This window comes from Ekhidna sp. ABH4_415, assembly GCF_056161305.1.
The window spans coordinates 185,170-199,580 of sequence record NZ_JBSWYW010000004.1; the positions used below are offsets into that span (position 1 = coordinate 185,170).

The 14,411-nt window shown below is 41.4% G+C and carries 16 protein-coding genes; 5 read left to right on the forward strand and 11 right to left on the reverse strand.

The window, feature by feature from the left end; all coding sequences use genetic code 11:
• Window positions 1-71 precede the first annotated feature (71 nt).
• The 10 genes from ACXAH9_RS08130 to ccoS all read right to left on the reverse strand — a co-directional run bounded on the left by ACXAH9_RS08130 (window position 72) and on the right by ccoS (window position 10,364).
• Complete coding sequence (locus tag ACXAH9_RS08130; protein WP_474894364.1) at window positions 72-491, reverse strand: RrF2 family transcriptional regulator; 420 nt, start codon at window positions 489-491, stop codon at window positions 72-74.
• A 101-nt stretch (window positions 492-592) separates the two neighbouring features.
• On the reverse strand, window positions 593-1,936 hold the full coding sequence (gene hemN, locus ACXAH9_RS08135; protein ID WP_474894365.1) for an oxygen-independent coproporphyrinogen III oxidase: 1,344 nt from the start codon (window positions 1,934-1,936) through the stop codon (window positions 593-595).
• Between the two features lie 80 nt (window positions 1,937-2,016).
• The gene (locus ACXAH9_RS08140) at window positions 2,017-4,134 is read right to left on the reverse strand and encodes an ATP-binding protein (RefSeq protein WP_474894366.1); all 2,118 of its coding nucleotides are present in this window, start codon (window positions 4,132-4,134) and stop codon (window positions 2,017-2,019) included.
• Window positions 4,135-4,234: 100 nt separating this feature from the next.
• Window positions 4,235-4,915 carry a sulfite exporter TauE/SafE family protein gene (locus tag ACXAH9_RS08145; protein ID WP_474894367.1) on the reverse strand — a complete coding sequence of 227 codons (681 nt, stop codon included), beginning with the start codon at window positions 4,913-4,915 and terminating at the stop codon, window positions 4,235-4,237.
• Window positions 4,912-5,337, reverse strand: coding sequence for a FixH family protein (locus tag ACXAH9_RS08150; RefSeq protein WP_474894368.1), 426 nt, complete (start codon window positions 5,335-5,337; stop codon window positions 4,912-4,914). Before ACXAH9_RS08150 ends, ACXAH9_RS08145 begins: the two co-directional genes overlap by 4 nt.
• 48 nt (window positions 5,338-5,385) lie before the next feature.
• Window positions 5,386-6,813, reverse strand: a complete 1,428-nt coding sequence (gene ccoG / locus ACXAH9_RS08155) for a cytochrome c oxidase accessory protein CcoG (protein WP_474894369.1) — start codon at window positions 6,811-6,813, stop codon at window positions 5,386-5,388.
• Window positions 6,813-7,751 carry a cbb3-type cytochrome c oxidase N-terminal domain-containing protein gene (locus ACXAH9_RS08160; protein ID WP_474894370.1) on the reverse strand — a complete coding sequence of 313 codons (939 nt, stop codon included), beginning with the start codon at window positions 7,749-7,751 and terminating at the stop codon, window positions 6,813-6,815. The genes ccoG and ACXAH9_RS08160 overlap by 1 nt, the downstream gene beginning before the upstream one ends.
• Window positions 7,752-7,794: 43 nt before the next feature.
• Window positions 7,795-7,986, reverse strand: coding sequence for a CcoQ/FixQ family Cbb3-type cytochrome c oxidase assembly chaperone (locus tag ACXAH9_RS08165; protein ID WP_474894371.1), 192 nt, complete (start codon window positions 7,984-7,986; stop codon window positions 7,795-7,797).
• 18 nt (window positions 7,987-8,004) lie between these two features.
• Window positions 8,005-10,176: a cytochrome-c oxidase, cbb3-type subunit I gene (gene ccoN, locus ACXAH9_RS08170; RefSeq protein ID WP_474894372.1), complete on the reverse strand. Its 2,172-nt coding sequence runs from the start codon at window positions 10,174-10,176 to the stop codon at window positions 8,005-8,007.
• Window positions 10,152-10,364, reverse strand: a complete 213-nt coding sequence (gene ccoS / locus ACXAH9_RS08175) for a cbb3-type cytochrome oxidase assembly protein CcoS (RefSeq protein ID WP_474894373.1) — start codon at window positions 10,362-10,364, stop codon at window positions 10,152-10,154. The genes ccoN and ccoS overlap by 25 nt, the downstream gene beginning before the upstream one ends.
• 445 nt (window positions 10,365-10,809) lie before the next feature.
• On the opposite strand from ccoS, the gene ACXAH9_RS08180 reads away from it, so the two are divergent.
• The 5 genes from ACXAH9_RS08180 to trxA all read left to right on the forward strand — a co-directional run bounded on the left by ACXAH9_RS08180 (window position 10,810) and on the right by trxA (window position 13,900).
• Window positions 10,810-11,193, forward strand: a complete 384-nt coding sequence (locus ACXAH9_RS08180; protein WP_474894374.1) for a hypothetical protein — start codon at window positions 10,810-10,812, stop codon at window positions 11,191-11,193.
• Window positions 11,177-11,575, forward strand: a complete 399-nt coding sequence (locus ACXAH9_RS08185; RefSeq protein WP_474894375.1) for a hypothetical protein — start codon at window positions 11,177-11,179, stop codon at window positions 11,573-11,575. Before ACXAH9_RS08180 ends, ACXAH9_RS08185 begins: the two co-directional genes overlap by 17 nt.
• 4 nt (window positions 11,576-11,579) lie before the next feature.
• Window positions 11,580-12,968 carry an MBL fold metallo-hydrolase RNA specificity domain-containing protein gene (locus ACXAH9_RS08190; RefSeq protein ID WP_474894376.1) on the forward strand — a complete coding sequence of 463 codons (1,389 nt, stop codon included), beginning with the start codon at window positions 11,580-11,582 and terminating at the stop codon, window positions 12,966-12,968.
• Between the two features lie 115 nt (window positions 12,969-13,083).
• Window positions 13,084-13,500: an Hsp20/alpha crystallin family protein gene (locus ACXAH9_RS08195; RefSeq protein ID WP_474894377.1), complete on the forward strand. Its 417-nt coding sequence runs from the start codon at window positions 13,084-13,086 to the stop codon at window positions 13,498-13,500.
• Window positions 13,501-13,603: 103 nt separating this feature from the next.
• A complete protein-coding gene (gene trxA / locus ACXAH9_RS08200) occupies window positions 13,604-13,900 on the forward strand; it encodes a thioredoxin (protein WP_474894378.1) in 297 nt (98 codons plus the stop codon).
• 1 nt (window position 13,901) lies between these two features.
• Here the strand turns inward: trxA and ACXAH9_RS08205 are convergent, their stop codons facing one another.
• A complete protein-coding gene (locus ACXAH9_RS08205) occupies window positions 13,902-14,363 on the reverse strand; it encodes an OsmC family protein (RefSeq protein ID WP_474894379.1) in 462 nt (153 codons plus the stop codon).
• Window positions 14,364-14,411: the final 48 nt, after the last annotated feature.

Consider the following 14,411-nt stretch of genomic DNA (forward strand, 5'->3'; position numbering starts at 1 on the left):
CTTCAGCCCTCTTTATGATTTATATTATATTATAGGATTTAAAGATCATTATATCCTTTAATAAATTAAAATTAAGCTAATCCCATCCCTTTAGTTACTAATTCTGGATCTCTTATTTCCGTAGAAAGCAGCGTTTCATTCAATTGATCGCGTATCTCAACAAATTTGAAATGAACCGGACATGGGTTTTCGCCAGAGCAATTTTCAAGACCAAGTACACAACTTTCCATCAATTTATTTCCATCAATGGCTTTCACAATATCTACCAGTTTGATTTGTTTTTTGGGAGCTAATTCAAAACCTCCGGTGGGTCCTTTGTAAGAGACCAATAGCTTACTCTTAACAAGCTGCTGTAATATTTTGGCTGAAAAAGCAACCGGTGAGTTTATGGCTTCAGATATTTCTTTTACTCCTGTTCTTCTTCCCTCTTGTTCATTCCCAGCAATGTAGATCATAATTTTTATTGCATATTCACAAGCTCTCGAAAACATCTCTTTCCTTTTGATTGCTAAGCTAAACCCTTAATCTATTTCGGACAAATATATCCGTTATTATTTTAGCTTTCTTTTATCAACTATTTCTGAGTAATTGCTTAGATGGCTTTGCTCAATTGTGGCCTTCGATTGCTCCTACTCATTCTTGCATCCAGGGCGGTACAAATCACGCGGATCAGTTCACGGCCTTGAAGTAAAATATTCATTCCGGTTTCATTATATAAAATGAGTCCCTTCTCCTGCAACTGATCAAGTAATTCATAATTAAGCGCTACACAATGCTCCATAAACTCTGACTCCTGCCAGCTCGTTTCAAAATCACACATCAAATTCAAGATGTGCTTTCTGAAAAACAGATCTTGTTTAGTGTGTATGTGACCTTTAATAATAGGTAGCTCTCCCTTTTCTATTTGCTCATAATACTTAGGAATGCTTTTCTCATTTTGTGCAAAGCCCGACCAACTATCGCTGATGGAGCTCACCCCCAACCCTATTAGCAGCTTGCTGGTAAATGGTGTATAGCCCATAAAATTCCTGTGTAATTCACCGTTTTTACGTGCATTCAATAACTCATCGCCTGACAGCACATAGTGATCCATGCCCACTTCCTCATAGCCTGCATTAGTAAAGGCCATTTTACCAATCTGCATAAAATTCCATTTGTTGTCCTCATTTGGTAAGTATCCCTCATAGGATTTTTGTGCTGGTCGCATGGCAGGAACGTGTGCATAACTGTAGTAAGCAATTCGTTCCGGCTTCAATTCAATAATTTGATTCAATGTATTTTGGACAGATTCAATGGTTTGCCCCGGCAATCCATATACCACGTCATAATTGACTGAGGTGTAGCCGATTTCTCTTGCTTTCTCTGTAATCGCTTTTACCTGCTCCAAAGACTGCATGCGGTTGATTAGTTTTTGGACATTCAGGTCAAAATCCTGTATGCCAAAGCTTACACGATCAAAACCAATATCATACAGTGTTTGAAGGTGTTCAACTGTTGTATTAGCCGGATGTCCCTCAAAACTCATTTGAAATTCTTTCGATAAGCTAGCACTGCTAATGATTCCAGATAATAATCGGTTGAGGTTTTCCGGAGCAAAGAAAGTTGGGGTGCCCCCACCTAAATGAACCTCACGAATGAGAGGTTTCTCAGGCAGCCTTTCTAAATACAATTCCCACTCCTTCAATACATGATCAATGTAAGGATCCTCAACCTGATGGTTTTTGGTAATCCGCGTATTGCACGCACAATAGGTGCATAAGCTTTCGCAAAAAGGTAGATGAATGTACAAGCTCACTTCTTTGCTGCTTTCCCAATATGCCGATTGTAAGGTTTTTTGATAAGCGTCTAACGTAAAGCTCTCTGGCTCCCAGAATGGGACTGTTGGGTAGCTGGTGTATCTGGGAACGGGATGGTTGTAATGCTTCAGGTCTTGCATTTATATCAGAATTTGACTCAAAGCTATTCGGCCTACTAGGCCTCTGAACTGACAAACAAAATACTAGCATCTGATTTTTATCACGTGCATTTCAGCGTGATGATAAATGTAGTCCCCTCTCCTTTCTTCGATTTCACATCGAGTGCTCCTCTGTGTTCATCAATGATCATTTGAGTGATGAAAAGTCCCAGTCCTGTACCCTCTCCAGGTTCTTTGGTAGTAAAGAAAGGATCTGCCATCTGATCGATCTCTTTTTTATTCATTCCCAGTCCTGTGTCCTTAATCTTAATCCGAATCTTTTCCTTAATATTTTTAGTAGAGATCTTGATCTTACCGGTTTCTTCAATTGCTTGCTCCGCATTTGCAATAATGTTGGTGAAGACCTGATGGAGTTTCCCCTCATTGCCGATTATAATTTTTCTTTCAGCATTGAATTTTGTTTCAACTTCAATTTCCTTTTCTCTAAGCCTGTTTCTAAGTAGAGTCAAAGTATTCTGTATGATACTATGAATATCACAAGATTCATCCATAGCATCTCCGGCACGACTAAAATGAGAGAGCCCATTCACAATTTGACTGGCCCTTCGCACCCCTTCTTCTATCGCATGAAAATATGGATTCAATTCACCAGAATGATTTTCCTCCTCTAATCTTTCTCGTAGTGCGATTGCTCCATGTTTGATAAAGTTTAAGGGGTTGTTGATCTCATGCCCGATTCCGGCAGATAGTATTCCCAATGAAGCCATTTTTTCAGCCCGGATCAGTTGCTGTTGGGTTGATTGAAGTTTCTCATACCCCATTTTTAACTCCTTATTTTTCGCTTTCAGCTCTTTGGTTCTTTCCTGAACCTTATTTTCCAACTTTGTATTGAGTTCTTCCAGCTGATTTTGATAGCTTCTTATTTCAGTTATATCCTCTGCGAAGAAGGTAACCCCGACCAATAGATCACCATTAAAAACAGGATTATATGTGGACTTGAAGATCAGGTTCCCCTTAGGTCCTGGATAAACAATCTCCACTTGAAATTTATCTCCTTTCAGTGCTCTTTCAAAAAGTTGATTAAAATGGTCTACATGCTCTTTATGTCTGAGCTCCTCTAGTATGTCAATTCCTTTATGCAAATCCATACCATCTGTTAACTTGGCTGAAAGTCTAAAAGCACGATTGAATTCAACCAATTTTTTATTTGTATCAAACAGACCTATGAGATCCGAGGTACTTTCAATGATCGATTTAAGGTTAGCTTTTTCAGTTTGTAGGTTATCAATTGATTTTTCAAGGTTGGCTTTAAGGTAGGTGTATAAAAAAAGAAATACCGCAAGGAGACCAAGGTAGCCACTGCCAATAAACTTGATTCGATTAAATACCTCAGACGCAATAAATGATTTTGGCATACTAACAACCAACTGGTGATTGACAGGGTTAATACCCGCAGCTATAGCAATACATGATTGATTGTTAATAGGGTTGATACTGCTAAATAATGTCAAGTCCTCATTAACTTGTTTCCCTTCGTTTACATCAAAATCGTATTGTAAAGTATCCCTTCCCAGTATCCATTCATATTTTTCTTTTTCTAGTGGATACAATATTTGAGTGGTTCCGAAATGTTTATTAATTAGGTGGATCTGATAGTTTTTATTAAAACCAAAACGTTTTAAATCTTCCACCATGCTACTGTAATCTACTCCGGTTGTGTTGACTGCCACCAGATTACCATTTTCATCTCTAATGGGCACTCGTATGGGAATAACCCAATCACCAGCGAGAGAGGTGTAATAACATTCTCCGATCGATATTCCATCCCCTTTTCTGGCCAGGTCAAAAGACCGTCTTGTTTTTTCAGATTGCATCAGGTGTGGAAGAGAGTCAGTAAGAGATCTGCCGCTGAAGACAAGTATTTGTCCATCAGGACTAGCAAATCCAAAGGCTAATAGTTCTCTTTCATAAATCTGGAGGGCATCAGTAGCAAATGCGGCTTTTTCTTCTAATGACTCTATTTCTGCCAATCGTTTTCCAACACTCAATAAACTAAGCTCCCATTGTCTAAAACTAAGTTCATAGTACTCTTTAATCACAGAAGTAGTGTAACCCAAATCATTAATTCTATCCTGTCTTGTATCGGAGTAGATATACACCAAAACACCAGCGAGCGAAATTGTAAGGGTGGTGATAAGAAGGAAAAATATCCTTCTCAAGGACCTTATTTCGGATACGGATTTCAACCGATCGTTATTTAATCATATAATTTAGTCTAAAAAACCTGACAAGGAGAGATCGATCTAATAAAAATTCAATTCAAAGTCCACAAATGGTAATTAAGCCGGCTGCATTGGCCTGAACGAGTTGATTGAACTGGGGGAAGGTCGTGAGTAGTCCCCTGGTAATCAGCAAAAGTCCGGAGGCAATCGCGATTATTGGTATGGATCTGGGAATGAAAGATTTCATGGTGCCGGAAAGAACATTTCCCACAAATGAAAGCGATATCAAGGCTGGAAGTGTGCCCAGACCGAAAAGAACCATAAACATGGCCCCTTCAAATGGTCTTCCTAAGGCTACTGCTCCTGCTGCAGCAACGTATGTCAGTCCACATGGAAAGAATCCATTTGCTACCCCACTGAGAAACCAGCGCCGATTGGTTGCAAGGCTTTTAGAAAGAAAAGACTTGAGGAATTCGTAAAACCGCGATTCAAAGTAGAATCGTTCCAGCCTATGACGAATCGATGGGACGCCATAAAGCAGGATCAATCCAAAGCCCAGGAAGAAAGCCAGAAATTTTTGAAGCTGCATCAAAGCAACAGTAGCTCCAAGTAATCCTAATACTCCCCCAATAAGTACATATGCCAGAATTCTGCCCGAATGATAAAACGCAAATCCTTTTTTGGATTGGTTGGGACCCATAAATGCCATCATCACCGGACCGCACATGCCTACACAGTGCAAACTTCCAAATAAGCCGATGATGAATGCTGCTATCATTGGATATAAATGCTGGATTGTTGATAATAATCCTCATTTGCCGTTTGCCAGGTTATGTTTACCCGATAGCTTCCAGCTATCAGCTCAGAACGATCAATTTTCTGAATTTTTCCATTCGTCAAATCAATATCGAACTCCCTATCAAACAGTTTCCTTGATGGATGATAAAAATGAATACTGCCCTCTGCCTGACTGTCAGGGAATGTAAGAAAAATACTATCTCCTTTCTGCTTTACAATCACGGCCTTTTCCTTTTCTGCAGCATTGGCTAGCTTGTTTAGCTTTTGCTGATAGTTGATCTCCTGAGCGTAATAGTCTTCCGCTACCAGATCAAAATCCTCCTGAAATGCTCTTACTACCATGTAGCCAATGAAGGCCGCAAAGAGTATGAAGGCCAATACGATTTTGTTTCCCCAGTTCATGTTTCAATTCTTTAATTGTCAATTTGTAATTATCAATTGTCCATTATTTTAATTCGTTGGTCCAAGAAATTTGGTCTCGACTTTCTCTACTAGTTCATCACCCGAGTACACTCCTACCGAAATCATCGTACTCATTTTATTGATCTCTACGGGATCTATGATGACGAAAAAGGCTCCTTGCCCTATCCCCTGCTCCGTTAGGTCTATCTCTCCTCCTACCATTTCGATAATTCCTTTCGGTTCAAGAAGTTTGAACTTCACATCCATTGCGTCATTGGTTTTATTCACCATCTTCACTTGATAGAGATTCGTAATCATACCATCTTCACGTTCCTGATAGAGTATTCCCGGTGTGCGCATGATGGTAGTTTCGAAATCTGACCGAACCAGTAATAATGTAATCAAAACACCTACCAATACAATTAACACTCCTGAATAAGCATTCATCCTGGAAGTGAACCGGAATGGCTTATTCTCTGCAAAGTTTTCCTCAGATGCATATCGCACCAGCCCTCTCGGCTTGCCAATTCGATCCATGATGGAGTCACACGCATCTATACAGGCGGTGCAGTTGATACACTCAAGCTGCGTTCCATTTCTGATATCGATACCAGTTGGGCAGACATAAACGCATTGTTTACAGTCAATGCAATCCCCTTTACCCACTTCTGCTCTATCCTCTCCTTTTCTGAATTTTCCTCGCTCCTCACCTCGCATATGGTCATATGCTACCACCACGCTTTGCTTATCTAAAAGCACTCCCTGTAATCGTCCATAGGGACAGATCGTTGTGCAAACTTGTTCTCGCATTTGGCTAAAGACACCATAGAAGAGCCCCGTAAATACCACCATTGCGATGAAGCCCGCAGTATTCTTACCCGGACCCTCATCTATGATATCCCAAACTTCATCAACCCCTACCAGGTAGGCCATGAATGTATGCATGATGAGCACGCTGACAAGTATGAAAAGTGTATGCTTAACCGTCTTTTTAGTAATTTTTTCTTTATCCCATGCCTGTTTATCCAGCTTTCGCTGAGCCATGTAATCTCCTTCAATCCAATACTCTATTTTTCTGAATACACCCTCCATGAAGATAGTCTGTGGACAAATCCATCCACAGAAAATACGACCAAAAACTACCGTGAAGAGGATGATAAACACCAAAGAGGCCAGCATGCCAATCACAAACAGAAAAAAATCCTGAGGCCAGAAAACCTGCCCGAAGATTACGAATTTTCTTTCTAAAACATTGAAGAGCAAAAAAGGCTGACCATCTATTTTGATAAATGGCGCTCCAAACAAAAACAATAACAGGAGATAACTGACTAGCGATCGATAGTTGGTGAACTTACCCCGCGGTTTTTTGGGGTACACCCACACACGTTTCCCCTCTTTATCTACCGTGGTTAGGTGATCTCGAAACGTTTCCTCAGCGCTCTCCTGCTCTTGATATATGTCTTTAACATTGTCCATTAACAACACTCACCTTCTTCCAGGTCAGCTTCATCGTCTACATAATCCGGATTTGTTTCAGGATTCGCCTCTTCCATATTCCCTTCTTTATCAGGAATAACATCTGCTTTCGCTCTCTCAAATAGGTCTCCTTGTGGCTCTTTTGGATCAGCAGCTGTTTGCCCTTCCATCATATAGATGTAGCTGGCTACCTGCTGCATTTTCTTAGGAGAAAGTTGAGTTTCCCAGGCAATCATTCCTTTTGCAGGAACCCCATATTTAATCGTCTTGAATATCGCAGGCATATCACCACCATGAAGCCAATATTTATCAGTGAAATTCGGTCCGACTCCACCTCCCCCATCTGCTGCATGGCAAACGGAGCAGTTTTGCTCATAAATGGCCTTTCCTGCATTTAAGTCGGCAGACTCTGTCAATAATGTAACATTGCTTTCATCAATTAGATTATCTAAGGAAGCCAAATAAGTTTGCACATCTTCTTTAGCTTGCATCATCTCAGCCTGAAACTCTTCATCTTGTGTAGGTCCAGTGTCTAACACTTCATAGTTGATTAGATAAACCACAGCAAAAATGATCGAGATATAAAAGCCATAGAGCCACCAAGGTGGTAGACGGTTGTCCAGCTCACGGATTCCATCATATTCATGATCGGTTGCCACTTCATGCTCCTTGGCAACTGGGACAGAATCATTGATCCGATTCCAGAATCGTCTCCAGAATCCAACTCCCTCTTCTCCTTCTTTTACAGGAATCAATTCCTTTTCTTCCTCTTCAATTCCCATCTCCGCTCTTTTCAATTTAAGAACCACCTTTAAGGCTACCAATAATGTGTACATCGCGATAATCGCTACGAATGCAACCACCACTGTTAACCCAAGCACCAGCTCGATTTGATACTGATCAAAAAAGGTTTGTTGCGAGGCTTCTTGCTGAGCCATAGTTAGCCCAGATATCGCAAAAATGAGTATCGATAATACATATTTAAGATGGCTCATGGTCGGTTTCATTTTCGTTCAATGGAATATTTGAAATGTCTTTGAATAGCTTCTTGTCCACCTTCAAAACATAGATGGTAAGTGCTATGAAGAAGACGAAGAAGATGACAAAGGAGATCACGGGATATATCTCGATCCCGGCGATGGACTCCATATGGTGTTTGATAAATTTTAACATGACTTCAATTCATTATAATTATTCACCGGCATCTGCTACGCCTTCCACATTTTTGATGTCTGTACCCAACCGCTGTAGGTAAGCAATCAATGCAATAATCTCTGCATTACTGCTCATCTTGATTCCTTCGAGCTCCAAACCTTTGGAGATCAATGCTGCCTGTGCTTCAGCATCGGCTACTGCTTGCTGATCAAAACCTTCCGGGTACGGCACACCTAGCGTCTGCATTGCTCGAATCTTAGCCGGTGTTCGATTCTTGTCCCACTCCTGCTCAAAGAGCCATGGATATGGAGGCATGATTGATCCCGGAGACATACTGGTGGGATCAAGCATGTGGTAGAAGTGCCAGCTATCTGGATACTTACCTCCTAATCTGTGCAAATCCGGTCCGGTTCGCTTAGACCCCCATTGGAACGGGTGATCGTAGACAAACTCGCCAGCTTTTGAGTACTCAAGGTCTACAGGGTCATATCGCATTACCTCTGATCGGAATGGGCGTATCATTTGGGAGTGACAGGTGTAGCAGCCTTCCCTCACGTAAATGTCTCGTCCATTTAGCTCTAATGGTGTATAAGGTTTCACAGTAGAGATGGTCGGTACATTGCTTTGTATGAGGAATGTTGGAATAATCTCAATAGCTCCACCAATGGCAACCAGGATCAAACTCCAAACAAGCATTCTTACCGGTTTCCATTCGAAAATTCTTCTGTGCCAGTGTTCACTCTTCTCCGGCTTATAGTCTTTCATCAATGGTGCTGCCTGTGCTTCAGTGCTTGACTGGAACTTGCCAGAACGTGCGGTTTTAACAAGGTTAAATACCATAACGAATACACCACTCAGATATAGCAGTCCTCCGAATGCTCTCAGCGCATACATCGGGATGATCTGCGTAACAGTTTCAAGGAAGTTGCTGTATACAAGTGTTCCATCCGGATTGAACTGCTTCCACATCAAGCTTTGTGTGAATCCGGCCCAGTACATAGGAATCGCGTAGAATAGGATACCCATGGTGCCAATCCAGAAATGGACATTGGCTAATTTCTGAGAGTGAAGCTTGGTTCCATACAATTTTGGAATGAGATAATAGAGCATGGCGAACGTCAGGAATCCATTCCATCCTAACCCTCCTACATGCACGTGAGCTACAATCCAGTCCGTGAAGTGACCAATGGCATTCACATTTTTCAGTGAAAGCATAGGTCCTTCGAATGTGGCCATACCATAGCAAGTAATGGCTACCACCATAAATTTCAAAATCGCATCCTCTCTTACTTTGTCCCATGCACCCCTTAATGTCAAAAGGCCGTTCAGCATTCCTCCCCAGGATGGAGCGATCAGCATTACTGAAAATACAACACCAAGTGACTGTGCCCAGTCTGGCAAAGCATTATACAATAAGTGGTGCGGGCCTGCCCAGATATAGATAAATATCAGTGCCCAGAAGTGAATGATTGACAGTCGGTACGAGTAGATCGGTCGACCGGAGGCTTTCGGGATGAAATAGTACATCAAACCTAAGTAAGGAGTGGTCAGGAAGAATGCCACCGCATTGTGACCATACCACCACTGTACCAATGCGTCTTGAACACCCGCGTACCAGCTGTAGCTTTTCATAAAGTCAATTGGTAGCTCGAATGAGTTAACGATGTGCAGCATCGCTACCGTTACGAATGTGGCAATGTAGAACCAGATGGCCACATAGAGGTGACGCTCTCTTCGTTTGATGATCGTCATGAACATGTTCAAACCAAACACCACCCAGATCAGCGCGATAGCGATATCGATCGGCCATTCCAGCTCAGCATACTCCTTGCCGGAAGTCATACCTAATGGAAGCGTAATAGCTGCTGCCAGAATAATGACCTGCCATCCCCAGAAGTGAATCTTGCTGAGTAGATCGCTGTACATCCGTGTTTTACACAATCGCTGAAGGGAATAATATACACCTGCGAAAATCCCATTACCCACAAAAGCAAAAATCACCGCATTGGTATGCAGTGGTCTTACTCTCCCGAAGGTGGTATACTGTAATCCGAAGTTGGCTTCCGGCCACACGAATTGGCATGCAACAAGAAGGCCCACCGACATGCCGATTATCCCGAATACCGTGGTGGCAACCAGGAAATTTCGAACCGTGGTGTTGTCATAATGAAAGGTCTCCAGACCTACTTTTTCGTTGGTTTCTGACATTGGTTACTCGATTTTTTACTACTCTTACTTTTTGCTTGGATCGAAGGCCCTTCCTCGTCAAAGAGGATGCGAACAGATGGTGTATAATCATCCTCAAACTGCCCTGAACGAGACGCCCACAAGAACGCAGCAAGGAAGCTTCCTGCCAATAACAGGCTACATGCGATGAGAATAAATATGACACTCATAATCCAATGACAAGATTAGCAGAGAGACAAAGGGTAGCTAATGAGAGGTGTTAGTGACCCACATGATTTTTATCAGCCGGCGAGCCACTGCTGGCATTGTCTTATTTAGTGGCGCCATCCTGACGAGATGAAGTGGAGATCAGGAATCTAAAAGACAGTCATTCTAAATTGGTTTCAGGGTCTTTAAAATATAGATACTGAATCAAGTTCAGCATGACCATGACGATGCTTGGTTCATTCTACAATGAAACGATAATTAATAAATAGCACGTCACCCTGAACTGGTTTCAGGGTCTTTAAAATATCGATGTTAAGCCGAGTTCAACATGACCTTAAAATTGCACTTACTTTAACATCAAGAAATATCATCCTCTCATATGACATCCATCAGGAATAAAACATTTAGTAATTGAGAGATTTGAACTGTATCCAAAACGTAATGCTCATGGACACTTCAATTGTTATCGCCAGAGTCATCAGCATACTCTACCTATCAATAGGCGTTGGGTTTGCTTTTAGCAGTTCCTATTACAATGAGGCATTCAAAAAGATCGTGCATGATACAACATACATATTTCTTGGGGGATGGATTGCTACGGTACTTGGTGCCGTACTAGTTCACTACCATAATATATGGGTAAATGACTGGCGAACATTAGTCACGATCGTATGTTGGATTATTCTGATCAAGGGTGCTTTGCTATTAGCATTTCCAAGACTTCTCAAACATTTTGAAGGGTGGTTTACTCCGAATGGAATACAACAATATTACTTACCTATGGTCATCGCACTTGGATTAATATTTGGATATTATGGATTCCTCTCCTGAAAATATGGAACTTTCAATCTTTCTAGCACGAACCTTTGGGGTCATTTATCTTTCCGTGGGATTAGGCATGTTTTTGTATCGTGAAAGTTATATCCTGATTTTCCGTAGACTTACTAATAGCATTGATTATGTGATTCTAGGAGGCTTTATTGCTGTTGCAGGTGGAATGGCAATGGTATCTTTTCACAACCTTTGGGTGAATGACTGGCGAGTGATTATTACCATAGTAGGCTGGATCGCTTTGATCAAAGGAGTCATGTTACTAATAATGCCGGGGTATATACGTACCTTTAGAGGAGTTCTCCTGGTTAGATATGGAAAGTATTTGACAGTTGCCATTCTGATTTTTGGATCTGTGCTCACATATTTCGGCTTTTTCTAATTCAATGGATATACGGGTAAAATTTTTAGGTGGAGCAAAGTCAGTGACTGGCTCAAAGTACCTGATCACGATCAATGACTTCAATGTGTTGATTGACTGTGGCCTGTTTCAAGGCTTAAAAGAATTGCGATTGCGAAATTGGGATGAACTACCAATTGAACCGGGAAAAATCGATTGTGTGTTACTCACTCATGCCCACATTGATCATTCAGGGTATATTCCCTTACTCTTCAAAAATGGTTTTGGTGGAAAAGTACACTGCACAGAACCTACTTTAGAGCTCGCTGAGATTTTACTCACGGATAGCGCCAAATTACAGGAAGAAGAAGCTGAGTTTGCCAACAAAAAAGGATACTCCAAACACCATCCTGCAAAACCACTTTATACAGTGAGAGATGCCAATGAGTCACTTACCGGTTTTGTAGCTCACCCCTTTGATCAACCCTTTCGTATCCATGATCAAGTAGAAGTCCGATTCTTTCATGCAGGTCACATTTTAGGTGCTGCCAGTGTTGAACTAAAGATTTACACTAGTCAGGGTGTCAAAATCATTGTCTTTTCCGGGGATCTTGGTCCTAAACACAGCCCACTACATATTGCCCCTAAAAATCCTCCGCAAGCCGATGTGCTTTTTATGGAGTCAACCTATGGTGCCAGAAAGCATAAAGATGTAGATCTGGAAATGGAGCTTCGCAGGCTAATTCTGGAAAGTGACAAAAAAGGCGGATGCATCCTGATTCCCGCTTTCTCGGTTGGAAGAACCCAACTGGTTCTCTATTATATCTGGAAAATCTTTCAGAATATGAAATCAAGACCTGTATACATTGACAGCCCGATGGCGATCAGCGTGACGCGTCTTTACAAAGAGTACGCCAACTATCACCGTTTGGAAAGTGACAGTGAGTTTGGTCATCATATTTTTGATGCTCCATTTGTTCATTATGTGACGGAACAAAGCAAATCGAAAGTCCTGAATACCATCAAAGACCGGGCAATTATTATCTCCGCGAGTGGCATGGCCACTGGTGGTCGTGTGCTGCATCACCTGTTTCACCGACTCCCAAACAAGCAGGACATTATTCTATTTACTGGATTTTTGCCTGAAGGTACCCGAGGCAGAGATATTGCCAACGGAGAAAAGTCAGTGAAGATTTTTGGTGAAGAAGTAATGATAAACGCTAAAATCCACATACTTGATGGACTCTCTGCTCATGCAGACCAGGATGAATTGGTTGAATGGGCAGGCCATATTTCTGAACCTCCTAAGATGACCTTCTTGATCCATGGAGAAACGGAACAATCAAACGTATTGAAAAAGAGGCTTTTAGGTCGTGGTTGGAATGTCACGATCCCCGATTATCTAGAGACATTTACATTATATGATAATGTGTAGAATTGTCAATGTTTAGAATCACCTCTGACTGTGAATTATCTCATTGTTTTTTATATATGATTGCAAGAACATTTGCAGTATTAAAATGGATGTTTAACACAAAAATGGTCAAGTCATGTCGCTTATCAAGAGAGATTTTCCTATGCTCAATAATCTCACCGACTTCTTCGATGATGATTGGTTGCAAGCACGATTCACCAATGACTGGATACCAGCAGTAAACGTAATTGAGACTGAAAACAATTACGAGATCGAAATGGCAGCTCCAGGAATGAGAAAAGAAGACTTCCATGTAACACTGGAAAATGGCCTTCTTACCATTACGGGGACTACAGAAAAAGAAAGAGAAGAGAACACACGCAGGTACACCCGAAGAGAGTTCACTACTCGTTCATTTACAAAATCCTTTACGCTTCCAAAAAATGTAGATATGGAAGAAATGACTGCAAAGTATGATGATGGCATCCTGCGATTAACCATTGTCAAAAAGGAAACAGAATTACTTCCTAGAAAAGAAGTGGTTATTGATTAATTGACGCTGTTCAATTATCCTTTTCAAACTGGGCTGAGTGTAACCACTCAGCCTTTTTTAATCTCTCAGAAACTTATTAAGGAGGAATTAATGTTTCTTAACTATGTCAAAATTCAATGAACTAATCAATGGAGACCAGCCGGTGCTGGTTGATTTTCATGCAACGTGGTGTGGACCGTGCCAAACAATGGCTCCAATCCTGGAAGAACTTAAATCTGAAATTGGTAGCAAAGCGAGAATTATCAAAGTAGACATTGATAAGAACCCGGCTGCCGCACAGAAGTACAGTGTTCGTGGTGTTCCCACTTTTATCTTGTTCAAGAAAGGTCAGCAAGTTTGGAGACAGTCGGGAGCGATTCCAAAACATATGCTGGAGCAGGCTATCAGTCAGGCGAGCTAACTTAAACGACCTCCGTCTCAACAACCTTAATGGATGGATTCATAATCACCTCCGATTTTATGGAGTTGGAAATGAGGCAGGCTTTTTCAAACTTCTGAAGTACTCTCACAGCTCGCTCCCGATCCTTTTCATCATAGATGGTCACGTTCGGTTCCAGAACAATTTGTATCATTAACAATTTTCCATCTACCTTTTCCAGCTTACCTTTCGAATGGCAGCTAAAGTTTTCAAACTCCAATTTTGAGTTTTCAGCAATAGCTAAAAAAGTAGTCATCAGACAGCTGCTAACTGATGCAGTAAATAGATGCTCGGGTGACCATATTCCGGGGATCCCCTTCGGAAACTCCGGAGGAGTAGCCACATCGATGCAGCTATTAGCTTCCTTGTTCAATTCAGGAGAGCACATCACTCCCTTGCGATCCTGATTCCAGTTGATGTCTACGTTGTAAAAATGTGGTTCCATGACGTTTATTTTTTATCAGGATAAAATTGAAATGACAGCCTGAGGTAA